Origin of the sequence: Vreelandella halophila (assembly GCF_009856365.1) — a bacterium.
GTDB lineage: Bacteria > Pseudomonadota > Gammaproteobacteria > Pseudomonadales > Oleiphilaceae > Halospina > Halospina utahensis_B.
In genome coordinates this window covers 210,253-230,364 of sequence record NZ_WMEX01000005.1, presented here as the reverse complement: position 1 = coordinate 230,364, position 20,112 = coordinate 210,253, and the positions used below count along the sequence as shown (strand labels likewise).

The 20,112-nt window shown below is 64.3% G+C and carries 20 protein-coding genes; 4 read left to right on the top strand and 16 right to left on the bottom strand.

The window, feature by feature from the left end:
* Nucleotides 1-2 precede the first annotated feature (2 nt).
* The 4 genes from GLW01_RS10715 to GLW01_RS10700 are packed head-to-tail and all read right to left on the bottom strand — an operon-like array spanning nucleotide 3 to nucleotide 4,375.
* Nucleotides 3-1,022 carry an ABC transporter ATP-binding protein gene (locus GLW01_RS10715; protein ID WP_151439920.1) on the bottom strand — a complete coding sequence of 340 codons (1,020 nt, stop codon included), beginning with the start codon at nucleotides 1,020-1,022 and terminating at the stop codon, nucleotides 3-5.
* A gap of 2 nt (nucleotides 1,023-1,024) precedes the next feature.
* A complete protein-coding gene (locus GLW01_RS10710) occupies nucleotides 1,025-2,542 on the bottom strand; it encodes an ABC transporter permease (protein ID WP_160899040.1) in 1,518 nt (505 codons plus the stop codon).
* A complete protein-coding gene (locus GLW01_RS10705) occupies nucleotides 2,539-3,573 on the bottom strand; it encodes a substrate-binding domain-containing protein (protein ID WP_151439918.1) in 1,035 nt (344 codons plus the stop codon). The genes GLW01_RS10710 and GLW01_RS10705 overlap by 4 nt, the downstream gene beginning before the upstream one ends.
* Before the next feature lies 1 nt (nucleotide 3,574).
* Nucleotides 3,575-4,375: a hypothetical protein gene (locus GLW01_RS10700; RefSeq protein ID WP_160899039.1), complete on the bottom strand. Its 801-nt coding sequence runs from the start codon at nucleotides 4,373-4,375 to the stop codon at nucleotides 3,575-3,577.
* 275 nt (nucleotides 4,376-4,650) lie between these two features.
* Between GLW01_RS10700 and GLW01_RS10695 the strand changes: the two genes are divergently transcribed.
* The gene (locus GLW01_RS10695) at nucleotides 4,651-5,940 is read left to right on the top strand and encodes a sensor domain-containing diguanylate cyclase (protein WP_160899038.1); all 1,290 of its coding nucleotides are present in this window, start codon (nucleotides 4,651-4,653) and stop codon (nucleotides 5,938-5,940) included.
* Nucleotide 5,941: 1 nt separating this feature from the next.
* Here GLW01_RS10695 and GLW01_RS10690 read toward each other — a convergent pair whose 3' ends face one another.
* From GLW01_RS10690 to GLW01_RS10650, 9 genes are all read right to left on the bottom strand, one after another.
* The gene (locus GLW01_RS10690) at nucleotides 5,942-7,261 is read right to left on the bottom strand and encodes an NADH:flavin oxidoreductase/NADH oxidase family protein (protein ID WP_160899037.1); all 1,320 of its coding nucleotides are present in this window, start codon (nucleotides 7,259-7,261) and stop codon (nucleotides 5,942-5,944) included.
* Nucleotides 7,261-8,058 (bottom strand): thiazole synthase, encoded by a 798-nt coding sequence (locus GLW01_RS10685; RefSeq protein ID WP_160899099.1) that lies wholly within the window; start codon nucleotides 8,056-8,058, stop codon nucleotides 7,261-7,263. Before GLW01_RS10685 ends, GLW01_RS10690 begins: the two co-directional genes overlap by 1 nt.
* Nucleotides 8,059-8,122: 64 nt before the next feature.
* A complete protein-coding gene (gene thiS, locus GLW01_RS10680) occupies nucleotides 8,123-8,323 on the bottom strand; it encodes a sulfur carrier protein ThiS (RefSeq protein WP_151439914.1) in 201 nt (66 codons plus the stop codon).
* A gap of 31 nt (nucleotides 8,324-8,354) precedes the next feature.
* Nucleotides 8,355-8,759 carry a DUF423 domain-containing protein gene (locus tag GLW01_RS10675; RefSeq protein WP_425356594.1) on the bottom strand — a complete coding sequence of 135 codons (405 nt, stop codon included), beginning with the start codon at nucleotides 8,757-8,759 and terminating at the stop codon, nucleotides 8,355-8,357.
* The gene (locus GLW01_RS10670) at nucleotides 8,743-9,549 is read right to left on the bottom strand and encodes a symmetrical bis(5'-nucleosyl)-tetraphosphatase (RefSeq protein WP_160899036.1); all 807 of its coding nucleotides are present in this window, start codon (nucleotides 9,547-9,549) and stop codon (nucleotides 8,743-8,745) included. The genes GLW01_RS10675 and GLW01_RS10670 overlap by 17 nt, the downstream gene beginning before the upstream one ends.
* The gene (gene rsmA, locus GLW01_RS10665; RefSeq protein ID WP_151439912.1) at nucleotides 9,546-10,358 is read right to left on the bottom strand and encodes a 16S rRNA (adenine(1518)-N(6)/adenine(1519)-N(6))-dimethyltransferase RsmA; all 813 of its coding nucleotides are present in this window, start codon (nucleotides 10,356-10,358) and stop codon (nucleotides 9,546-9,548) included. The genes GLW01_RS10670 and rsmA overlap by 4 nt, the downstream gene beginning before the upstream one ends.
* Nucleotides 10,355-11,362, bottom strand: a complete 1,008-nt coding sequence (pdxA, locus tag GLW01_RS10660) for a 4-hydroxythreonine-4-phosphate dehydrogenase PdxA (protein WP_160899035.1) — start codon at nucleotides 11,360-11,362, stop codon at nucleotides 10,355-10,357. The genes rsmA and pdxA overlap by 4 nt, the downstream gene beginning before the upstream one ends.
* Nucleotides 11,359-12,684, bottom strand: coding sequence for a peptidylprolyl isomerase (locus tag GLW01_RS10655; protein ID WP_160899034.1), 1,326 nt, complete (start codon nucleotides 12,682-12,684; stop codon nucleotides 11,359-11,361). Before GLW01_RS10655 ends, pdxA begins: the two co-directional genes overlap by 4 nt.
* Nucleotides 12,685-12,706: 22 nt before the next feature.
* Complete coding sequence (locus GLW01_RS10650; RefSeq protein ID WP_340162452.1) at nucleotides 12,707-15,106, bottom strand: LPS-assembly protein LptD; 2,400 nt, start codon at nucleotides 15,104-15,106, stop codon at nucleotides 12,707-12,709.
* 166 nt (nucleotides 15,107-15,272) lie between these two features.
* Between GLW01_RS10650 and GLW01_RS10645 the strand changes: the two genes are divergently transcribed.
* Genes GLW01_RS10645 through GLW01_RS10635 form a run of 3 tightly spaced genes read left to right on the top strand, consistent with a single transcriptional unit; the run spans nucleotide 15,273 to nucleotide 17,712 of the window.
* Nucleotides 15,273-16,280, top strand: coding sequence for an aminoglycoside phosphotransferase family protein (locus GLW01_RS10645; RefSeq protein WP_160899033.1), 1,008 nt, complete (start codon nucleotides 15,273-15,275; stop codon nucleotides 16,278-16,280).
* A complete protein-coding gene (murU, locus tag GLW01_RS10640; protein WP_160899032.1) occupies nucleotides 16,277-16,963 on the top strand; it encodes an N-acetylmuramate alpha-1-phosphate uridylyltransferase MurU in 687 nt (228 codons plus the stop codon). The genes GLW01_RS10645 and murU overlap by 4 nt, the downstream gene beginning before the upstream one ends.
* Complete coding sequence (locus GLW01_RS10635) at nucleotides 16,960-17,712, top strand: molecular chaperone DjlA (protein WP_160899031.1); 753 nt, start codon at nucleotides 16,960-16,962, stop codon at nucleotides 17,710-17,712. Before murU ends, GLW01_RS10635 begins: the two co-directional genes overlap by 4 nt.
* Here the strand turns inward: GLW01_RS10635 and ubiT are convergent.
* The 3 genes from ubiT to ubiU are packed head-to-tail and all read right to left on the bottom strand — an operon-like array spanning nucleotide 17,684 to nucleotide 20,027.
* Complete coding sequence (gene ubiT, locus GLW01_RS10630; protein WP_202405674.1) at nucleotides 17,684-18,139, bottom strand: ubiquinone anaerobic biosynthesis accessory factor UbiT; 456 nt, start codon at nucleotides 18,137-18,139, stop codon at nucleotides 17,684-17,686. The genes GLW01_RS10635 and ubiT overlap by 29 nt on opposite strands.
* On the bottom strand, nucleotides 18,136-19,035 hold the full coding sequence (locus GLW01_RS10625) for a U32 family peptidase (RefSeq protein ID WP_340162451.1): 900 nt from the start codon (nucleotides 19,033-19,035) through the stop codon (nucleotides 18,136-18,138). Before GLW01_RS10625 ends, ubiT begins: the two co-directional genes overlap by 4 nt.
* Nucleotides 19,032-20,027: a ubiquinone anaerobic biosynthesis protein UbiU gene (ubiU, locus tag GLW01_RS10620; protein ID WP_160899030.1), complete on the bottom strand. Its 996-nt coding sequence runs from the start codon at nucleotides 20,025-20,027 to the stop codon at nucleotides 19,032-19,034. Before ubiU ends, GLW01_RS10625 begins: the two co-directional genes overlap by 4 nt.
* Nucleotides 20,028-20,112 lie beyond the last annotated feature (85 nt).

Sequence of the window (20,112 nt, the reverse complement as noted above, 5' to 3'; positions counted from 1 at the left end):
CATCAGGCCGCTGGTTCTGGCGTGAACGCGGCGAGAGGGTGCTCAGAACTGATCCGCAGATGCACCGGCGCGCCCACAGCCAGATCCAGCTCATGGTTGGTCCGCACCCGCAGGGCCTCGCCATCGCAGACTCGGATAGCGTAAAGCCGTGTCTCGCCCTCATACCGGCGCCACTCAACCACGCCGTTACCGTCCCGTGAGGGCACCACCGTCAGATCATCAGGGCGTACCATCAGGTCTACTTTCTCACCACTGGCGCCCTGGGTGATGGCGGTGGCGCTGCCAAGCGGCGTCGCCACTACAGGCCCGTCCCGGTGCCCACGCACGAAAGCCGCCTCTCCCAGGAACTGGGCGGCGAACCGGCTTGTTGGCTGGCTGAAGCACTGCTCCGGGGTATCGAGCTGTTCCAGGCGGCCGTTATTGAGAACCCCCAGGCGGTCCCCAACCGAAAGTGCCTCCTCCTGATCATGGGTCACCCAGAGCGCCGGCACTCCGGCCTCCTTGAGGGCCGTACGGATATCCCACCGAAGAGTGTCCTTGAGGGCGGCGTCCAGATTGGACAGCGGCTCATCCAGAAGCATCAGCTGGGGCTTGTGGGCCAGTGCCCGGGCCAGGGCGACACGCTGTTTCTGCCCGCCGGAAAGGCGCTCCGGCATGGCATCGGCCAGCGCTGTGAGCCCAAGCCGCTCCAGCCACTCATGGGCGGGCCCGCGATCGCTGAGACGGAAGGCGACATTGTCGATGACGCTGAGGTGGGGAAACAGCGCGAAGTCCTGGAATACCATCCCGACCCGCCGTTTCTCCGGCGGCACGTCCCGCTTCGGTGTAATCCGCTGATCCCCGAGCACGATCTCCCCGGCATCCGGGCGCACCAGCCCAGCGAGTGTACGCAGCACCGTGGTCTTGCCACAGCCGGTCGGCCCCACGAGCATCAGGATCTCGTCCGCGCCCAGACTGAAAGACAGATCCGCCAGTACCGGTGTCTGGCCGTAGGCAAGGCTCAGGTTGCGAACATCCAGCATGATTACCCCTTATTCTCTGCAAGGCCCGCTTTCAGGCCCCGCTCACCACTGACCATCAACACCAGCGCCACCCCTGAGATCACCACCAGAAGCAGGCCCGGAACGCCGGCACGGCCGAAGTACCCAGCCTCATAGACGCGCCAGAGCTCCGTGGCCAGGGTGTCGAACCCAGTCGGGCGCAGCATCAGTGTTGCGGGCAACTCGCGCATCGCCTCCAGAAATACCAGCGCCCCTCCGGCAACCACACCCCGCAGCGTCAGCGGCAGGCTCACGCGGCGGAACGCTTCCCAGCGGGAGGCCCCCAGAAGGCGGGCGGCGTGGGTCATGTTGTCGTCCACCCGCTCCGCCGTGGAGCGCACCGCGCCCACCGCCAACGGCAGGAACCGCAGCATGTAGGCCAGCACCAGGAGGAACAGGGTCTGGTAAAGCACCGGCACCCTGAGCCCGAGATGGACCAGAGCCGTACCCATGACGATGCCAGGCACCCCGAAACCGAAGTAGGTCAGCCTGTCCATGACGCGGCCCGCAGGCCCTGCAAGCGCCGCATACGCGACCGGCAGCGCCAGCAGAACCGCGCCGAGTGCCGCCAGGGCGGCTGCCCAGGCCGAGTTGACCGCCGTCATGGGGTCAAAGCCGGCCAGACCATCACGCGCGATCCAGATACCGAAAAGTGCCAGAGGCAGCCCCACAGCCAGAGCAAAGACCAGCACCGCCAGTCCCATCATACCAGCTCCGGAGAGGGTACCGGGGGTCACAACCAGCGTGCGGCCGGGTCGTTCCTGCTCTGTTCCGAAGCGGCTTTCCAGAAACAGGATCAGACCCACAATCACCAGCAGGTGCAATGAGAGCATCGCGGCCTGGCTGAGACCAAAGGCATTGTATTCAACAAAGATCACACGGGTGAACGTGTCCACGCCCATGATGGCCGGCGTACCGAAATCCGAGAGCGTGTAGAGCGCCGCCAGCAGCGCGCCCGCCGCAATGCCCCGGCGCACCCGGGGCAGAACCGCCCGCCACAGGGCCTGCGGCAGCGACAGCCCCAGCGTACGCGCCGCATCCAGGACGCTGGCATCCAGCCCCCGCAGGGACGCCCGGGTGGTCAGCAGTACAAAGGGGAAGGTGTAGAGCGACATCACGACGGCCGCTCCGGTAAGACCGCGGAGTTCCGGTGTCGGAATGCCTGTCAGCTGCTCAATCTCGCCCCCGGGCCCGAAGGCCGCATAGAACGTGAAGGCACCGATGTAGCTCGGCATCGCCAGTGGTGCCGCCAGAAGAGGCAACCATAGACCACGCAGGGGAAGCCTGACATAGGCGCTCATGACCGCCAGAGGCACACCAAGAAGGAGCGACCCGACAACCGTCAGCCCGGCCAGCGCCAGTGACTGCCCCAGAACGTCCAGCCAGTGGGGGTCCCACAGGGTGTCCGCCCCGACACCCAGGTCCAGCAGGACCAGCAACGGCAGCACCGCCAGTATGGCAACGGGTGCGGCCAGCACATAGGAGACCGGCCAAGGCCTCATAACACTCCGGCATCACGCATCAGGTCCAGCGTCGGACGCATGTCCGCAAGGCGGGTCAGCTCAAGCTCGGGCGGCTGGATGCGATCCTCCGACGGCAGCCCCTCAGGCAGTTCCACACCACTGACCATCGGAATCTCATACGCCTCACGCGCCAGATAGGACTGGACCTCGGTGGTCAGCAGATAGCGGATGAAGTCCATGGCCACGGGGCGTTCCGACAGTGCCATGGCGCCGGAGGCATTCAGCAGTGAACCGGCGTCATCACGGGTCATGGCCAGGGCGACCGGGGCGTCCGGCTGGCCGGACAGCAGTCGAAGAGTGTAGTAGTGGTTGGCCAGCCCCAGATCCACTTCCCCCCGGGAAACACCCATAACGACACCGAACTCACCCGCGTACTGGCGGGCCCGGGCTTTCATGCCCAGGAGCCACTCGCGCGTGGCTTTTTCGCCCTCGAGCAGCCGCATGGCGGTGATGAAGGACTGGAACGAGCCATAGGCGGGTGCCCAGCCAACGCTGAGGTCCGTTTCCGGCAGTGCCATGATGTCTTCGGGAATCTGCTCCAGGCTCAGACGATCACTGTTGAAGGGCAGTGTTCTGATCCGACCGGAGACAGGCACCCAGTTATCGTAGCGAAACCCCTCTCTCAGCCCGGCACCAAGTGCCTCGGGAACGGGCTGGGCAAGGCCGGCATCACTGACCAGCCCCAGGGATCCGGAATCCACAGCCCAGAACAGATCCGCCTGCCGCACCCCGGCTTCGGCCTCTGCCACAATGGTGTTTGCCAGCGCCACCGTGGGGCCGCGGCGCACCTGCAGAGAGAGCCCCGGGTTGCGATCCCGGATGGCATTGATGACATCCTCATAGAGGCCGCCTTCGCCACGCCCCAGATAGAGCGTCAGCTCCCCCTCAAGCGCTGGCAGCGACTCAACGGAAAAGGGCGCCCCGCCCCTGCCGGCTGCCAGGCCGGGCAGAGGAAGAGCGCCCATAATACCGAGCGCGCCCAGAGCGCGCACCACATCCCTTCGGGTCACATCAGAACACATCGCCCTGACTCTCTTCGGCTTTCTGAAGCAGCTCCTGTGCCCGGCTGAGCTTCTCTTTCATGGCATCAACCTGAGCGGTCACCTCAGAGACAGGCGCGCCTTTCTCCAACTGCTGGGGCAGCGTCACGTTGAAGTCCTTCTCCAGCGACTCAACCAGTTCCGCGTCCTGCTCGATCAGTGCCCCCTCAATACCCTCGAAGATCTCCATGTAGGTGTCATGCACCAGCTCAGTGGCCTCTTCGGTCTCACCTTCAGCGTGCTCCACGGTGACCTTCTCCAGGTTGGTGATGATCCGGTCAACCGGGTCACCTCCCGCGGAATCAGCCTCCTGACCCTTATTGGAACCACCGGATGCCTGATGCTTTGAAGCCATCTTCACGGCGCCCAGACCCTGCCACAGCGCGGCTTCCAGAGCTGCCTGCTCCGCGCGGACACGCTCAATGCCGCTGTCATTGTCCACAGCTTCCTTGAAGCCATAGATGCCCTGCCAGATGGAGGCATAGACCGGCACATAGGTCACCTCCACCGCCGCGTGCAGCTTTACCTCTTCCCAGAGCTCAATGAGCTGATCCGTTTCCACGGCGTCCGGGCCGTTCTCGGCATAGGCTGCCGCCATGGTGTCAAGGCGGTCAGTGAACCGACCAACATCCTGTTCATAGGTGCCTAGATTGCTCTTGAGGTTCTGGACATGCTCACCAATCTCACCACTGGCCAAAGCACTGGTGGAGGCGAAGCCAACAGACACGGCCAGTGCCAGTGCTCCGGTAACTGCCGTAAAACGCTTACGCATCACGTTTCCCTCTATCCCAACCAATTTCGCAAACAATAACGATTCTCACCTCAACAGTAAAGGCATCGCGGCCTGCCACCCGGGCATGTGATAAGCTCAGACAAGACTCACCCAGCAAAAGCAAGCATGACAAACCCCATCCACACTATTGCTCGGGTGGCCCACGACAACCGCGAATAGCTCAACGGGCTGCCTCTGAAGATGAAACTGCTAGACTGAACAATGAATGTGAAGGGATCTCGCGCAGACACCAACCTGAAACGATCAGAGATACGTTGCTGCAGAACGAAGATATTCTGAGACTGAGCCATAAGGTCGCCCAATCCGGGCACTGGTATATAAGGCTCAATGACAACACGCTCTTCTGGTCTGAAGAAGTGTTCCTCCTGCACGGGATGTCGCCCAACGCGATTCCCCCTACCGTGGACAATGCTCTCAGTTTCTACCACCCGAACGATCGTGATCGTGTTGAGGCATTGATCAACGAAACCATCGAGACGGGCAAGCCGCTGTCTTTCGATGCGCGCATCGTCCGCGTGGATGGAGACGTCCGCTGGGTGGAGACGCTGGGTGAACTCAAGAGCAGCCCGGCTTCCAATACAAGGTATCTGTTCGGGATATTCCGTGACATCACGGAGAACCAGCAACAGCGGATGCACAACCAGCGGCTGGCCTGGGTACTGGAAAACACCCAGGAACTCATACTGATGACGGACAGTAACGGCCGCATCAACTGGGCCAACAGCGCCTTTGAAACCCTCAGCGGTTACAGCCTGGAGGAGGCGCGGGGCCACGAGCCCGGTGACCTCCTACAGGGCCCGGAAACGGATCCACAAACCATTGCCTACATGCGCGACTGCCTGGCCCGCCAGCAGGGCTTTTCCTGCGAGGTTCTGAATTACACAAAAGGCGGCGCCTACTACTGGCTGCGCATCTCCTGCCAGCCTGAATTCGATTCAGACGGCGAGCTGTATGGCTTTAACTCGATCCAGACGGATATCACCCAGAATAAGCAGATCCGCCTCGACCTGGAGGCCGAAATCAACGAGCGGCGCCGGCTTGAGGAACAGCTGCGGTACCTCGCCACCCATGATGAACTGAGCACCCTCCCCAACCGCCGGCACTTCCTCGAGCAGGCGGAGAAGGAAGTGGAACGGGCCATACGCCACGGGCGGCCGCTGAGCCTGCTGATGATCGACATGGACCATTTCAAGCGGATCAATGACCAGTACGGCCACAGCACCGGGGATGAAGTCATCCAGGCGTTTGCCGAACGCTGCCAGGGCATGCTGCGTAAATCGGACACGGCCGCCCGGATCGGCGGCGAGGAATTTTCGGTGCTGTTACCCGAGACAGGCAATGACTCCGGACGCCAGATGGCGGAGCGGCTGCGCAGCCTGATCGCCCACGAGCCAATCCACACCCAGGCCGGCCCTATTCACCTGACTCTGAGTATTGGTGTCAGCACCTATAGCAAGGCATCCCCGAGCGTTGAGGCGATGATCCAGGAAGCCGACAGGCATCTTTACGAGGCCAAGGATAACGGCCGGGACCAGGTCGTATAGGTCATCCGCTACGCCTGAGCCAAAACGCCGTACTCAGCTCGTCCCCGAAGTAACGCGCAAAGGCCCCGAGCACGCTCAGGTTCAGGTCCACCGGTTCGCCGTCCGCCAGATGAAAGATCTGCTGGTAGTACCAGGCCTGGGCGCCGAGGACGTTGATCATCTTCAGGGGCATCAGCGGGCTTGCCGGGGAGAACCAGCCGGTGTTGGCCAGGCGCAGGCGGGCCTCGTGGTTCACGGCCTGGTCAATCCGCTTCCCGATCAGCTCTTTCGGGGTATCCGGGTCCGTGCAAAGGGGCCGCCCGAGCCCGATCACGTCCAGCTCGCCACTGGCCAGGGCTTCTTCCATCAGGCTGCGGGTACGGAAGCCGCCAGTGACCATCAGCGGACACCGACAGACCTTACGGATCGCCTCAGCATACTCCAGGAAGTAGGCCTCCCGCGCACGGGTACTGGCCCGGACCGCGCCCGGCTCGCTCGCCGTGTCGGCATCGCCACTGTGGCCCAGAAGGCGCGGCTGCTCGTAAGTGCCGCCGGAGATCTCCAGCAGGTCGATGCCTTCATCATTGAGCCACTGCACCACCCGCAGGCACTCCTCGTGGTTGAACCCGCCTTTGCGGAAGTCGTCCGAGTTCAGCTTCACGGCCACCGGAAAGTCCGGCCCCACCGCCTCGCGGGCCGAGCGAACTGCTTCCAGAAGGAACCGTGCCCGGTTTTCAAGCGAGCCGCCCCAACGGTCCGCGCGCTGGTTGGTCACCGGGGAAAGGAACGAGGAGAGCAGATACCCGTGCGCCCCATGGATCTGGACGCCGGTAAAGCCCGCCGCCTTTGCGGTCCGCGCCACGCTCCCGAAGCGTTCGATGAAATCGAGGATCTTCGGATCGGTCAGTGCCCGCGGCCGCGCGTAGTTGCCCATCAACTCCAGCTGCACCTCAGAAGGGCCAACCGGCTCACTGGTCACGTAACGCGGTGACTGGCGCCCTGCGTGCGAGATCTGCATCCAGAGGTGGTTGCCGTTGCGTGTGCCCTCCCGCGCCCAGGCGCGCAGCGCCTCCATCCCGGCCGGCTCGCCCTCGGCCGGCACCGGGTCAATCGCCACATTGCCCGGGCGCTCCAGAACCCGCCGGTCGATCATTACGTTACCGGTGATCAGCAGGCCTGCACCACCGTCCGACCAGCGCCCGTAGAGTCGTTGATGGCGTTCCGTGGCATGCAGGTGTTGATCCGCCACGCCTTCGGTCATGGCGGCTTTGGCAAGACGATTGGGCAGTACAGAGCCGCAGGGCAGCGGCAGCGGTGTATCCAGCCCCGGGGAAGCCGTCATCAGAAAAAGGTCCCGTCCAGCGGCGATGAGGCGCTGGCGTAGGCCCGCTTCGGCATGCGCCCGGCCATGTAGGCATCGCGCCCTGCCTCAATCGCCTTGCGCATGGCGCCCGCCATCCGCACCGGGTCTTTTGCTTCCGCGATGGCGGTGTTCATCAGCACGCCGTCGCAGCCCAGCTCCATCGCCAGACTGGCATCCGAGGCCGTGCCCACGCCGGCATCCACCAGGATGGGCACACTGGCGTTCTCCACGATGGTGCGGATGTTGTAGCGGTTCTGGATGCCCAGCCCGGATCCGATGGGGGCACCCAATGGCATCACAGCTATGCACCCCATGCGCTCGAGCTTGAGGGCAATCAGGGGATCGTCGTTGGTATAGACCATGACCCGGAAGCCATCATCAATCAGCTGTTCCGCCGCTTTCAGGGTCTCGGTGACGTCCGGGTACAGGGTCTTCTCATCACCCAGAACCTCCAGCTTCACCAGGTTGTGCCCATCCAGAAGCTCGCGCGCCAGCTTACAGGTGCGCACCGCGTCCCTCGCCGAGTAACAACCCGCCGTGTTCGGCAGCAGCGTATACTTCTCCGGCGAGACAATATCGAGAAGACTCGGCTCATCCGGGTTCTGGCCCAGGTTGGTGCGGCGGACCGCCATGGTCACCATCTGCGACCCACTGGCCTCAATGGCATCCCGCGCCTGCTCCCAGCTGCCGTATTTACCGGTACCCACCAGCAGGCGGGAGCTGTAGGTGGTGCCGTCTATGGTGAGGGGGGTGTCCTGCGGGGATTCGTTGGTCATGGTGTCTCTCGTCTGGATCATGGGATCAGGGGGCAGGATCGCGGCCATGGCCGCTCCTACGGGGTCAGCCGCCGCCTATGGCGTGCACGATCTCGACCTGGTCTCCGGGCGCAAGCTGGTGTGACTCATGCTCACTGCGGGGCACGATCTCCTCGTTGACCTCCACGGCAATACGACGGCCGGTCAGCTCCAGGCGCTCGATCAGGGCCTGGATACTGGCGGTTTCGCCGACTTCGGTGTTTTCGCCGTTCAGGATAATGTTCATACTCTTAAACTGATGGTTGAGCCCATCAGCTTCAAGCCCCCAGCCGCAATCCAGTCACCACCAGACAGACCCATCCCACCAGGAACGCGACACCGCCGATCGGCGTAATGGCCCCCAGCACTTTCACACCACTGAGCACCAGTGTGTACAGGCTGCCACTGAACAGCAGGATGCCCACCAGAAAGGCCCAGGCCGCCGGTACCAGCCAGGAGGCATCCGGCCGGACGAGACCGATAAGCGCCACGCCCAGCAGGGCCAGGGCGTGGAACATCTGGTACTGCACCGCCGTCTGGAAGACGTTCATGTAATGCTCCGACAGCCTGCCTTCCAGCGCATGCGCCCCGAAGGCGCCCGCCGCCACGGCCAGTCCGCCCAGGATCCCGGCCACGCTCAGCCAGGTCCCTGCCGGGAAGCCGGCTTCAGTCGCAGGGTTCAACACGCGTCATCTCCTTTGTATCCAGATTCATTGCGGTGAGCTGGCCGTTATAGACGCAGCCTGTATCCAGCCCATGGATACCCTGCGTATTGGTTCGACCCTCCAGGGCGGCCCAGTGCCCGAAAATCAGTTCCACCGAATCCGGCCGCGGGTACTGGAACCAGGGCGCAAAACCATCGGGCGCCGCGCCAACCCCCTCTTTCGTCGCCAGATCCAGGGTGCCGTCCTCAGCGAGAAACCGCATGCGTGTGAAGTAGTTGGTGATCACCCGCCAGCGGTCCATCCCTTCAAGGGCGGCATCCCAGCGTTCGGGCCGGTTGCCGTACATTTCACGGAAGTAGCGCGGCGCCTGGTCACTCTGGAGCACTGCTTCCAGTTCACGGCTGTACCCCACCGCCTGCTCCGCCGTCCACAGGTGCGGAATACCGGCGTGCACCATCAGCAGGCCGCGCGCCTCATCCGGGATGGCAAAGTTCTGCTGCAGCATCCAATCGATCAGCTCATTGCGGTCCGGAGCCTCCAGGATCGCCTGAAGCGTATCCTTGGGCCGGGGCTCATGCCCGCCCAGCGCCACCGCCAGGAAGTGCATGTCATGGTTGCCCAGGGTCACCAGGGCATTGTCACCAAGATCCCTCACCAGCCGCAGGGATTCCAGGGACTTCGGCCCCCGGTTGATGATGTCTCCCACAAACCAGAGCCGGTCCCGGTCCGGGCTGAAGCCGATGCGGTCCATCAGGGCCCTCAGGCTGTCATGGCAGCCGTGAATGTCGCCGATGGCGTACTCGCTCATTCCGTACTCCCGTTGGATGCCTGTGCGTACAGATCATTGGCCAGCATCACGTAATCCGCCAGCGTCAGGTTCTGGGGCCGGAGCGTAGGGTCGATGCCCAGCCGCGGCCAGTCTCCATCCCCGAACAACGGTGCCAGCGCCTTGCGCAGCGTCTTGCGGCGGGCATTGAAGGCCGTCCGTACGACTTTCGCCAGCAGCTCCGGGTCATGGGCCGGGTTGTCGATAGTCCCGTGGGGCACCAGCCGCACAATGGCGGACTCCACTTTGGGCGCTGGGCTGAAGGCACCCGAACCGACCGTGAACAACGGCTGCACCCGGCAGCGGTACTGGGTCATGATCGCCAGCCTGCCCCACTGGCTTTCCCCCGGCGCCGCGGCCATGCGCTCGACGACCTCCTTCTGGAGCATGAAGTGCATGTCGCGGATCACGTCGCTGAATTCGAACAGATGGAAGATCAGCGGCGTGGCGATGTTGTAGGGGAGGTTGCCCACTGCCCGGATCGGCCCCTTGCCGGCGATGGCACGGTAGTCAAACCGCAGGGCGTCGCCTTCGTGGATGACCAGCTCCGGATAGCGGAAGAACTGGGCCCGCAGGCCGGGGATCAGGTCCCGGTCCAGTTCGATCATCTGAAGGGACGGGCAGGCCTCCAGCAGCGGCTCGCTGAGTGCGCCCATGCCCGGACCAATCTCGACGAGGTTATCCTCGGGCGTCGGGTTGATGGCGCCCACGATGCGGTCGATCACCCCCGCGTCGTGCAGAAAGTTCTGGCCAAAGCGCTTGCGCGCCTGGTGCCCCAACGGCCGGCTCATGCGCGCTCCTGCCGTGTCCGCTCGCGTTGGCGTACCATGTGGGCCGCCGTCTGGATGGCCTCATGCAGGCTGCCCGCGTCGGCCTGGCCAGTAGCCGCAAGGTCCAGGGCCGTACCGTGATCCACGGAGGTGCGGATGATCGGCAGGCCCAGGCTGATGTTCACCGCCCGGCCAAACCCCTTGTGCTTGAGCACCGGCAGCCCCTGGTCGTGGTACATGGCCAGGACGGCATCCGCCTCTTCCAGGTTGTAGGGCGTGAACAGGGTATCCGCCGGCAGCGGACCAATCAGGTTCATACCCTCGCTGTTCAGCCGTTCCAGAAGCGGTTCGATCACATCCATCTCTTCGCGGCCGAGATGCCCGCCTTCCCCGGCGTGCGGGTTGAGACCCGCGACCAGTATGCGCGGCTGGGCAATGCCGAAGTGCTTTCGCAGGTCGTCATTAAGGATGTGGAGCACCCGGCTGAGGCGGCTGCTGGTAATAGCATCCGGCACGTCACGCAATGGCAGGTGGGTAGTGGCCAGCGCCACGCGCAGCCCTTCGGTGGCCAGCATCATCACGACACCACTGGCGCCGGTTTTCTCCTGAAGGAACTCGGTGTGACCACTGAAGCGGATGCCGGCCTCATTGATCACCCCCTTGTGCACCGGCGCGGTGACCATGCCATCCACGATGCTGAGCTGGCAGGCCTCAACAGCCGCTTCCAGGGTCCGCAACACATAGCCCGCGTTCTCCGGGTCGAGCTTCCCGGCCCGGGTCGTCGCGACAGAGGCCACCGACCAGACCGGAAGCACACCGGCTCCGGTCGGAATGGGCTGGTCCGGTTCCCAGGGCTCAATCCGCACGTCCAGTTCAAGCACCCAGGCCCGCTCACGCATCAGGTCAGCGTCCGCGATCACCACCAGTTCCGTTTCCCGCTCACGGTCAGCCAGAGTAAGACACAGATCCGGCCCGATGCCGGCAGGCTCACCGGCTGTTACCGCCAGCCGTGCCGGACGGGTCAAAGCGTGCCCTCCATGCCACTGACCACAGTCTTGACGTCCACGTAGGCTTCCTCGCGGATCTGGCTCAGCCAGTTCTGGAGTTCCAGCTCGTACTGGCGTTGCTGCAGCGCCTGGCGGGCTTCATTGCGCCGGATTTCATCGCTCTGCTCCGCCACGCGCTTATCCTCAACCTTGAGGATATGCCATCCGAACCGTGAGCGGAACGGGTTACTGGTCTCACCAACACCGGTCTCCATCATGGTGTCCTCGAACGCCGGCACCATTTCGCCGGGCCCGACCCAACCCAGTTCACCACCCTCAGAGACGGTACCGGGGTCATCCGAATACTCCTTGGCGAGCGCAGCGAAATCAGCTCCATTCTCCAGTTGCGACTCGATCTCGCGGATCAGTGACTCCGCCTCGGCGTCAGAGCGCTCCTGGGTATTGACCAGAATATGGCTCACCCGGCGCTGTTCCACTTCATTGGTATCCTGCCCCCGGCGGTCCAATGGTGTGACCACGTGGAAGCCACTGCTGCTCTGCAGCACCGGCGAAGGCTCGCCCACATCCAGGCGCGGGATCTCGCCGGCCACCAGCGACGGCAGCTCCTGACCGGAACGCCACCCCAGCTCACCGCCCTCCAGCGCGTTACGACCGTCGGATTCGGCAACCGCCAGCTCGCGGAAGTCGGCACCGTCCTCAAGCTGCTCCTGGATCGACTCCGCCTTGCTCCGGGCCGCCTGGACCGCTTCGTCGTTATTGAAGTTGTTCACCTCAATCAGGATGTGACCGAGCAGGTGTTCAATCCCGGAACGTTTACGCGCTTCCGCGGAACTCAGGAAGTTGTCCACCTCCCTTTCGGTAACACGCACGCGCCGGCCCACGCGCTGTTGCTGAACGCGGCTGACCAGCATCTCCCGGCGGATCTGCTCGCGCGCCTGCTGGAAACTCAGCCCCTCGCTGGACAGCGCCTGCTCGAAGGCGTTGAGACTGCTGAAGCCGTTGTTCCGGGCCACATTGCGCATGGCGCTGTTGAGCTCGGAGTCACCAATGCGAATGCCCATCTGGCGAGCCCGCTGGATCTGGATCTCCTCCAGAATGAGCTGGTCCAGAACCCGCTGGCGCAGCACGGATTCCGGTGGCAGCCGTGTGCCCTGGGCGCTCAGCCGTGAGCGGATCTGCTGGATCCGTGCCTGGAGCTCGGACTGCAGAACCACGCCCTCGTCCACCACGGCCACAACGCGATCCAGCGGCTGGCGTTCGGCTCCGGCCGCCAGCATGGGCAGGCAGGCCAGGAATACCAGGGCCAGCAGGCTTGAAGGGCGCTGTCGTTTCGGAATCATGCTTACCTCAGTCTGAATGGGTTCAGGGCCATCGTTCCTGCGCCGGGCGCCGCAGCTGTTCGGGCGTTGGGCGCTCTCTGATGGCAGTGCGCTGATCAAAGCCGGGAATGGCATCACGGGCGGTATCCTGGGCATCGCCACTGCCACCCAGCCCGAGCAGCTGGATCTGGAACAGGAACCGGGTATCCAGTCCCTCATCCCGGGTACGGTAACGCTGGGCCACGAGCTGCAGGTTCCAGCAGCAGCTGCTGTACTCAAGTCCCAGCAGTGTGCCCGCTGTCTCCCTATTCTCCATATCGTAGAGCCAGCGGCCAATCAGGCTCGTCTGTTCGCCCAGCGCCAGCACCGTGCTCACATCCGACTGCTCCAGGTCGGTGTCCGCATCATAGGTGTGGCCGGCGTTGAACAGATAGCGGTAGTCGCTGGTATGGAAGCGGAACTGGCTCCGCCCACGAACGGTCTCACGTTCATCCGCGTCCCACTGTCCCGTGACCCGAAGGTCCATGGTCTCCAGCGGCCGCAGCACGAGCTCACCGGCGTACGGGGAACGCCTTTCCTCCGTGGTGCCAGCTCCATTGAGCGCCACCTCTTCATCGTCAAAACGGTGGATCTGGCCAAGGCTCACGCGGGCCCGCTCGATTCCGGCGTCCATATCATACACGCGCGAGGTCAGCGCCGTCGTGAGGCGGTTGTTATCCCCCACACGGTCCCCTCCCACAAAACGGTCACGGGCGAAGAGCTGGTTGAAGTTGAAGGAGTTGAGCCGGGTATCAAAGACAGGGATACCGTCCTGCTCGCGCTCCGGTGAGTACACGTAATACAGCCGCGGCTCCAGCGTCTGGTTGTAGAAGCTGTCGCCCACATCAAAGAAGCGGTCGAAGTAGAGCCCGGCATCCACGTCCGCAAAGGGTACGCTGCGACTGAAGCGCTCATCCCGTTCAATGTCGTCCAGCTCGTACTGGGTGTGGTCAAGCATCACGGAGGTGCTCACAAAGCCCGGCAGGCCCCGCAGTTGCCAGCCCACCTCCGGGCGCGTACGCAGCCGATGGCCAACGGCCGCATCCATGCCCTGGAGATTCCGGTTCTCGCGCCAGAAATGGTTGTACTCGGTATCCTGGGCAGCGTACCAGTTGCCACTGCTGGTACTGAGATCAAGCTGCACACGCGGCAGCTGGTTGTAGGGTCGGCGGCCTTCGGGAATGGCGGGATCAATGGTCTGGAACCCTCGCAATGCCGCCGAGAAGTTCACTCCGGGCTGACTGTAGCGGATCCGCCCATCCCGGCGCAGATGGGTGTTCTGCTGGATGTCCAGGGTCCGGTTGAGGTCACTGGAATAGTCGTCGTCTGAGACCGCCGCGTAATCCAGATCCCCCCGCCAGCCGCCACCGAAGTCGGCATCACTGGTGACATCCAGGCCCCAGCGCTTGCCGTCCATACCAGGATTCTCCGACTCGAATTCAGAGTCACTGTCGATAAAGCCCAGCTGTACATCCGTCTGCCCGAAGCGACTCAGATAGCGGGTCTCAAGCTCCGAGAAGTACCCCCGACCATGGATATACTGCGGGGTATAGGTCGCATCGTAGTGGGGCGCCAGATTCATGTAGAAAGGCGTGGCAAGGAACAGGCCGCTGCCGGCATTGGAACTGCCGAACGTTGGGTACAGGAAACCGGTATGGCGGCGATCATCGATCGGGAACCGGATCCAGGGCACGTACATCACCGGCACATCCTTCACCCGCAGCCGGACATTGCGGGCGGTGCCGAAGCCACTCGCCTGATCCAGGTCAACCCCGCTCGCCGCCAGCGACCAGTCATTGCGGCCGGGCTGGCAGGTGGTCATGACGGCCTGATCAATGCGCATGGCCTCTTCCCCGGTGCGCTTGATACGACCGGCACTGCCGCGCATATGGGCATCATGGAGCAGGAAGCGGGCAGTATTGAGGGTCAGGCTGCCGCCCTCATCGCTGGCCTCGGCTTCATTGCCGGTCAGCAGCACCCCGTTGGCGCGGCTGACCACGCCGCCACTGAGGTTGAGCATGCCGCTGCTCTGGTTGTACTGGGCACGGTCACTGCGTGCCCGGAGCTCGCCCTGGCGTACCCGCACGTCACCGCTCAGGTCCAGGGTCTCGTCCATACGGTAGCGGGCCTCTCGACTGGTGATATGGACAGGCCTGCCGTCACCTTCTCCCACAGGGGCGTCATCGGCACTGCTGGATTCAAGTGCCGGAGGGCGATAGGCGCCGCCACAGTAGGCCGGCACCTTTTCCTGCAGTTCCGGGGGCAGCTGCTCCCACTCCACCCAATCGATGGCGGCGGCCGAGCGGGGTTCCTGGGCCTGCGCGGACACACAGGCCAGCGTGATGCTGGCAGCCAGCATCCGGAGTCGCCCGGCGCGGTTGTTTGTCCACTTCTGTATTGCCACTCACCCTCTCCGGAGCGTCCACCGGCATGCGGCTGAAACAGGGGCACAGTCTACATGGGCCACTGCAGCATGTTAACGCTCTCTGGCCAGCTGGCAGAGGGTTAATGCAGAATACAACACATCTGAAAGGTGCTGCCTGGCGCGGCGCCCATTAACGGGAGCAACCATGGATCAACGCTACGACGCCATGCTGGTCTGGCTGGACCAGTGCCTCGGAACGGCGCCGCGGACACCGGAGCCGGTGGCCGGCGATGCCAGTTTCCGGCGCTATTTCCGTGTGCAGACCCCGGAGGGCTCCCGGATCGTGATGGATGCCCCGCCTGAGAAGGAATCCTGCGGGGCCTTTGTGGCGCTGACACACCACTGGCACGAACACGGCCTGCATGTGCCGGCACTGCTGGCCGAGGATCAGGCGCAGGGGTTCCTGCTGCTGGAGGATCTGGGCGACCGGCTCTACCTGGATGAACTCACCAGCGAGGCAAGCGCGGACCGGCTTTACGGCGAAGCCCTCAGTGCGCTGGTCCGCCTTCAGGGCCTGTCCTCGCCGCCGGACCATCCCCTGCCATCCTATGACCGCGAGCGCCTGCAGCAGGAGATGCAGCTTTTCCCGGACTGGCTTCTGGAACAGAAGCTCGGCCTAAAGCTCTCCAGCCAGGAACAAGCCATGCTGGCGACCACCTTCGCCACCCTGACCGAGTCCGCCCTCGCCCAGCCCCGGGTTACGGTCCACCGTGACTACCACTCCCGGAACCTGCTGGTGACGGACAATAACAGCCCCGGCATCATCGACTTCCAGGACGCGGTCACCGGCCCCATCACCTATGACGCTGCCTCACTGCTGCGGGACTGCTACGTCGCCTGGCCGCTCGAAAAGGTCTACCAGTGGCTGGAGGCCTACCGCCTGGAGGCGCGGGAGGCCGGCCTGCATCAGGCGGACGAGGCCACCTTCCGCCAGTGGTTCGAGCTCATGGGCATCCAGCGCCACCTCAAGGCCAGCGGCATCTTCGCGCGGCTCGACCAGCGCGATGGCAAGCCGCGCTACCTGGCGGACATCCCGCGCACCCTGGCTTACATCATCTCGGCCGCACGGCGTCAGCCGGCACTCGAACACTTCGGGGACTGGCTCGCGGAACGCGTGGCACCGGCCGTGGAACCCATGGCGGGGGCCACATGAAGGCCATGATCCTGGCAGCCGGGCGCGGCGAACGCCTGCGGCCACTGACCCTGGAGACCCCCAAGCCGCTGTTGCCGGTGGTCGGCCGGCCGATGATCCAGTGGCACATCGAGGCCCTGGTGCGGGCCGGTGTTCCCGATATCGTCATCAACACCGCCTGGCTGGGCGAGCGGATTGAAGCCGAGCTCGGCGATGGCGCCCATCTGGGGGCCCGCATTGAATACTCCCGGGAGGGGGAGCCGCTGGAGACTCTGGGCGGATTACGCCGGGCGCTGCCGATGCTCACGGAAACAGGCAATGAATTCCTGGTCATCAACGGGGATGTCTGGACGGATTTCGACATGGCCGCGCTTGCCACCACGCCACTGGGGGAAGATCTGGATGCCCACCTGGTCCTGGTGCCGAACCCGGCCCACCACAGTGGCGGGGATTTCGCACTGGCCAATGGCCGGATAACCAGGGACCAGGGTGAATCGCTCACCTTTGCCGGAATCAGCCGGCTGAACCGACGCCTGATCGACAGTGCACCGGATGAAGAGGACCGGCTTGGCCCCATTCTGCGCACCGCCTGCCAGCAGGGGCGGGTGAGCGGCCTCCGCCATGACGGTCACTGGGTGGATGTTGGCACCCCAGAGCGCCTCGAAACGGCGCGCACACTGGCAGGGAGTGGTGCTGCCCCATGAGCGCGAAACACAGCCACAACAGTACGGACGCACTGCCGGAGAACCTTTCCGACCTGCTCCGTGAGCTGGCGTCCTGCGGCCATCACGGCGCCCGGCTCCTGGAACGCACCGGTCTGCCCCGATGGGCACGCGGCACACTGTTCCGGCTGATGGGCTATGTGGCCAAGGCGGACGGCCGGGTGACCGAGCTGGACATCCGCTACGGCGAGTCCCTGATGCGCAATTTCAATGCAGGGCCCCGTCAGCGCCGCCGGCTGATCCGGCGCTTCACTAACGGCAAGCAGGATGCCCAGCCGGTTGTGCCCCTGTGGTTCCGGCTGCTCACACGCCGCTGGCCGGATTCAGCGCTGCGCCTGAGCATGGCGCTGGCGCACCTGTGCTACCAGGACGGCCCGGATTCGGCCGCCCGCATTGCCCGCTGCCACACCGCCATCATCGCCACCGGCCTGCCGGCCACCGCCAGCAACCGCATCCTTCAGAGCTACCGGGGCAAGGTCTGGATCACTTCCCCGGGCGAAGGCACCAGCGAAACGCCCCTGACCGGTCTCGCCCGCGCCTGCCAGGTGGTTGGTGGCAAACCCTCGGATTCACTGGAGACCCTGCGCCAGGCTTATCGCAAACAGCGCAGCCTCTATCATCCGGACCGCGTCCAGCACACGGACATGGACCCGGAGCTGGCCCGGGCCCGGTTGGAGGAGATCCACAAGGCCTGGGATCTGATCAACCGGCGTCATCCGGAGGCGCGCTGAGCGCGGCAGGGCCGCTGAGAAGGGGAATGCGCCATTCCAGCGCATCCAGCAGGTTCTTCACCGCCAGCCCCAACTCCGTATCCCCCTCGATCACCAGCTGACGCTGGAAAAACAGGCGGTCCGGGTCCTCCCGACGCTCCGCCAGCCGCCGGAAGGCTTCCGTGGTGCCCCGTATGGTCGCCTCGGGCGCTGCGTCCGCCATTCGCAGGCGTCCACCCCAGAACCCCAGGGTCACCCCGGTGGTGGCGTCTTCCAGTTCGAGCCGCAGCACACGCCCTTCCAGCTCCTCGAAATCACCCTCTACCAGGGCTTCGGCAAAAAGGTGATTCAGGGGCACTTCCACCAGCCCCTGCTTGAGCCCCCAGGGCAGCCGGGCATCCACCAGCGGAATCAGGCTGCGCGCCATTCGGTCCAGTGTCTGCTTCATGGGGTCTGACTCCAGTCCATGCCCGGCCGGCCATACCAGTAGCCGTCACAGGGGGGCGCCTCCGCCAGGTGAAGCGGATGACGCTCTGGCATGTCTCCCTGACGCGCCCGGTCGAAACGTGCCACGACCTCCGCCATACCTTCGTGCTCCGGGCTCAAGCGCACGGCGTCCACGCCCAGCCGCTGCATGTCCGGCAGCTCCCGCATCAGGTCATAGCGGGCGCCGGACAGGGTGCTGGTGCCATTGAGCCGGAAAACATCCTGATGCTCCCGGGACCTGAGAGCCAACCCGTCCGGATGCTGCTGACAGACGAACTCGCAGCGGTCCTTGGGCTTGCCGTAGTAGCGTGCGGTGAAGCAGCGTGAGGACCAGGCCAGTGGCAGAAAGCCCCAGGCGAAGACTTCCACCGGCGCATGCAGGGACTGCTCATACAGCGTGGTCTGCATGTCGGCGAGCGTATCGCGGCTCAGTTCCACTGGCAGGCACCAGCGCTGCAGGCCCCGGCGCAGCAGAACCCGCAGTGTTGCGGGATTGTAGACGTTCATGGAGGGGCCAGTGACGAACGGCAGGCCGGCCTCGATCACCATGTTCAGCGCACTCTGATCGTTGGCCTCGACCAGGAATTCGCCGTTGTCCCGGATGCGGCGCAGGGTGCGCAGGTCCGCTTCGGATTCGATCAACGTCTGGCTCGAAAGCACCACCTCCTTGCCGCAGTCGCGCAGATCGCGGGCCAGATCCATCCAGTCCGCCACCTTCATGTCCCGGCGGCGGGAACACACCACCTCGCCGAGATAGATGGTCTCCACCGGCCATTCGGCCGCTTCGGCGTAGAAGTTGAGCACATCCTGGCGGGGCCAGTACCAGAGAATCGGCCCCAGTGAGAGTTTCATCGTCATTTCCAGCTCCGGGTCCATGCGCCCAGTGTGGTCTGCCCACCCTCGGACAGGTCGCCCAGCGTGCGCTGCCATTCCGGGGCGGGTTCAAAGGTCTCGGGATCCGCTTTCACGCGGTCGATCGCCGCCCGCCAGGTTCCGGCCACCTGACCGCTGTAGGCGGGGCTGCGCTGCCGCCCTTCGATCTTGACGGCGGAAACACCAAGGCGGTGCAGCTCCGGAAGCAGATCCATGGTGTTGAGACTGGTGGGTTCCTCAATGGCGTGGTAGACGGCCCCCTCCACTTCAAAGCGCCCCTTGCACAGGGTCGGGTAGCCCGCCTGCTCATCACCGGCGAAACGGTCGATCAGTACCCCGTTGAGCCGGGCCTCCAGATCATCGCCCTTCTCCTCCCAGCGCACGGCCTTTGCGGGTGAACAGGCACCACAGGTATTCGGGGACTCGTCGGTCAGATAGGAAGACAGATAACAGCGCCCCTCGGCCATGATGCAGAGACTGCCGAAAGCGAACACTTCCAGTTCCACCGGGGAATGCCCGGCCACCTGCCGCACCTGATCCATGGACAGGACCCTGGGGAGCACGGCGCGGCTGATACCGAACTCCCGGTGATAGAACCGCAGTGCTTCATGGCTGGTGGCCGAGCCCTGTACGGAAAGATGGCGCGGAATCCCGGGATGGTGACGGGCCGCATGGTCCAGCAGCCCCATATCCGCCAGGATCAGGGCATCAAACCCCAGGTCCGCCGCCCGGTCCAGCGTTGACGTCCAGTGCTTCCAGCCCGCGGGCTGCGGGTAAGTGTTGAGGGCACAGAAAACGCGTGTGCCACGTTGGCGGGCGTACTCCATTCCCTCGCGCATGCGCTTTTCGGTGAAGTTGAGGCCGGCGAACTGGCGGGCGTTGGTGTGGTCGCGGAAGCCGATGTAGACGGCATCCGCTCCCGCATCAACAGCCGCCTTGAGAGCGGGCAGGCTGCCCGCCGGGCAGACGAGTTCCATGGGAGCCTCCGGTGGCTGACGGCGACGGGTATGATCCCGCTACCCGCGCGCTCCCGCCACCGAATCCGTCAACTGTCCCCGCCAT

Coding starts and splice junctions, on each gene's coding strand:
- GLW01_RS10715 (WP_151439920.1), bottom strand. CDS start 1,022: ATGCTGGATGTTCGCAACCTGAGCCTTGCCTACGGCCAGACACCGGTA.
- GLW01_RS10710 (WP_160899040.1), bottom strand. CDS start 2,542: ATGAGGCCTTGGCCGGTCTCCTATGTGCTGGCCGCACCCGTTGCCATA.
- GLW01_RS10700 (WP_160899039.1), bottom strand. CDS start 4,375: ATGCGTAAGCGTTTTACGGCAGTTACCGGAGCACTGGCACTGGCCGTG.
- GLW01_RS10690 (WP_160899037.1), bottom strand. CDS start 7,261: ATGACGGCTTCCCCGGGGCTGGATACACCGCTGCCGCTGCCCTGCGGC.
- GLW01_RS10685 (WP_160899099.1), bottom strand. CDS start 8,058: ATGACCAACGAATCCCCGCAGGACACCCCCCTCACCATAGACGGCACC.
- thiS (WP_151439914.1), bottom strand. CDS start 8,323: ATGAACATTATCCTGAACGGCGAAAACACCGAAGTCGGCGAAACCGCC.
- GLW01_RS10670 (WP_160899036.1), bottom strand. CDS start 9,549: ATGAGCGAGTACGCCATCGGCGACATTCACGGCTGCCATGACAGCCTG.
- rsmA (WP_151439912.1), bottom strand. CDS start 10,358: ATGAGCCGGCCGTTGGGGCACCAGGCGCGCAAGCGCTTTGGCCAGAAC.
- GLW01_RS10655 (WP_160899034.1), bottom strand. CDS start 12,684: ATGATTCCGAAACGACAGCGCCCTTCAAGCCTGCTGGCCCTGGTATTC.
- GLW01_RS10645 (WP_160899033.1), top strand. CDS start 15,273: ATGGATCAACGCTACGACGCCATGCTGGTCTGGCTGGACCAGTGCCTC.
- murU (WP_160899032.1), top strand. CDS start 16,277: ATGAAGGCCATGATCCTGGCAGCCGGGCGCGGCGAACGCCTGCGGCCA.
- GLW01_RS10635 (WP_160899031.1), top strand. CDS start 16,960: ATGAGCGCGAAACACAGCCACAACAGTACGGACGCACTGCCGGAGAAC.
- ubiT (WP_202405674.1), bottom strand. CDS start 18,139: ATGAAGCAGACACTGGACCGAATGGCGCGCAGCCTGATTCCGCTGGTG.
- GLW01_RS10625 (WP_340162451.1), bottom strand. CDS start 19,035: ATGACGATGAAACTCTCACTGGGGCCGATTCTCTGGTACTGGCCCCGC.
- ubiU (WP_160899030.1), bottom strand. CDS start 20,027: ATGGAACTCGTCTGCCCGGCGGGCAGCCTGCCCGCTCTCAAGGCGGCT.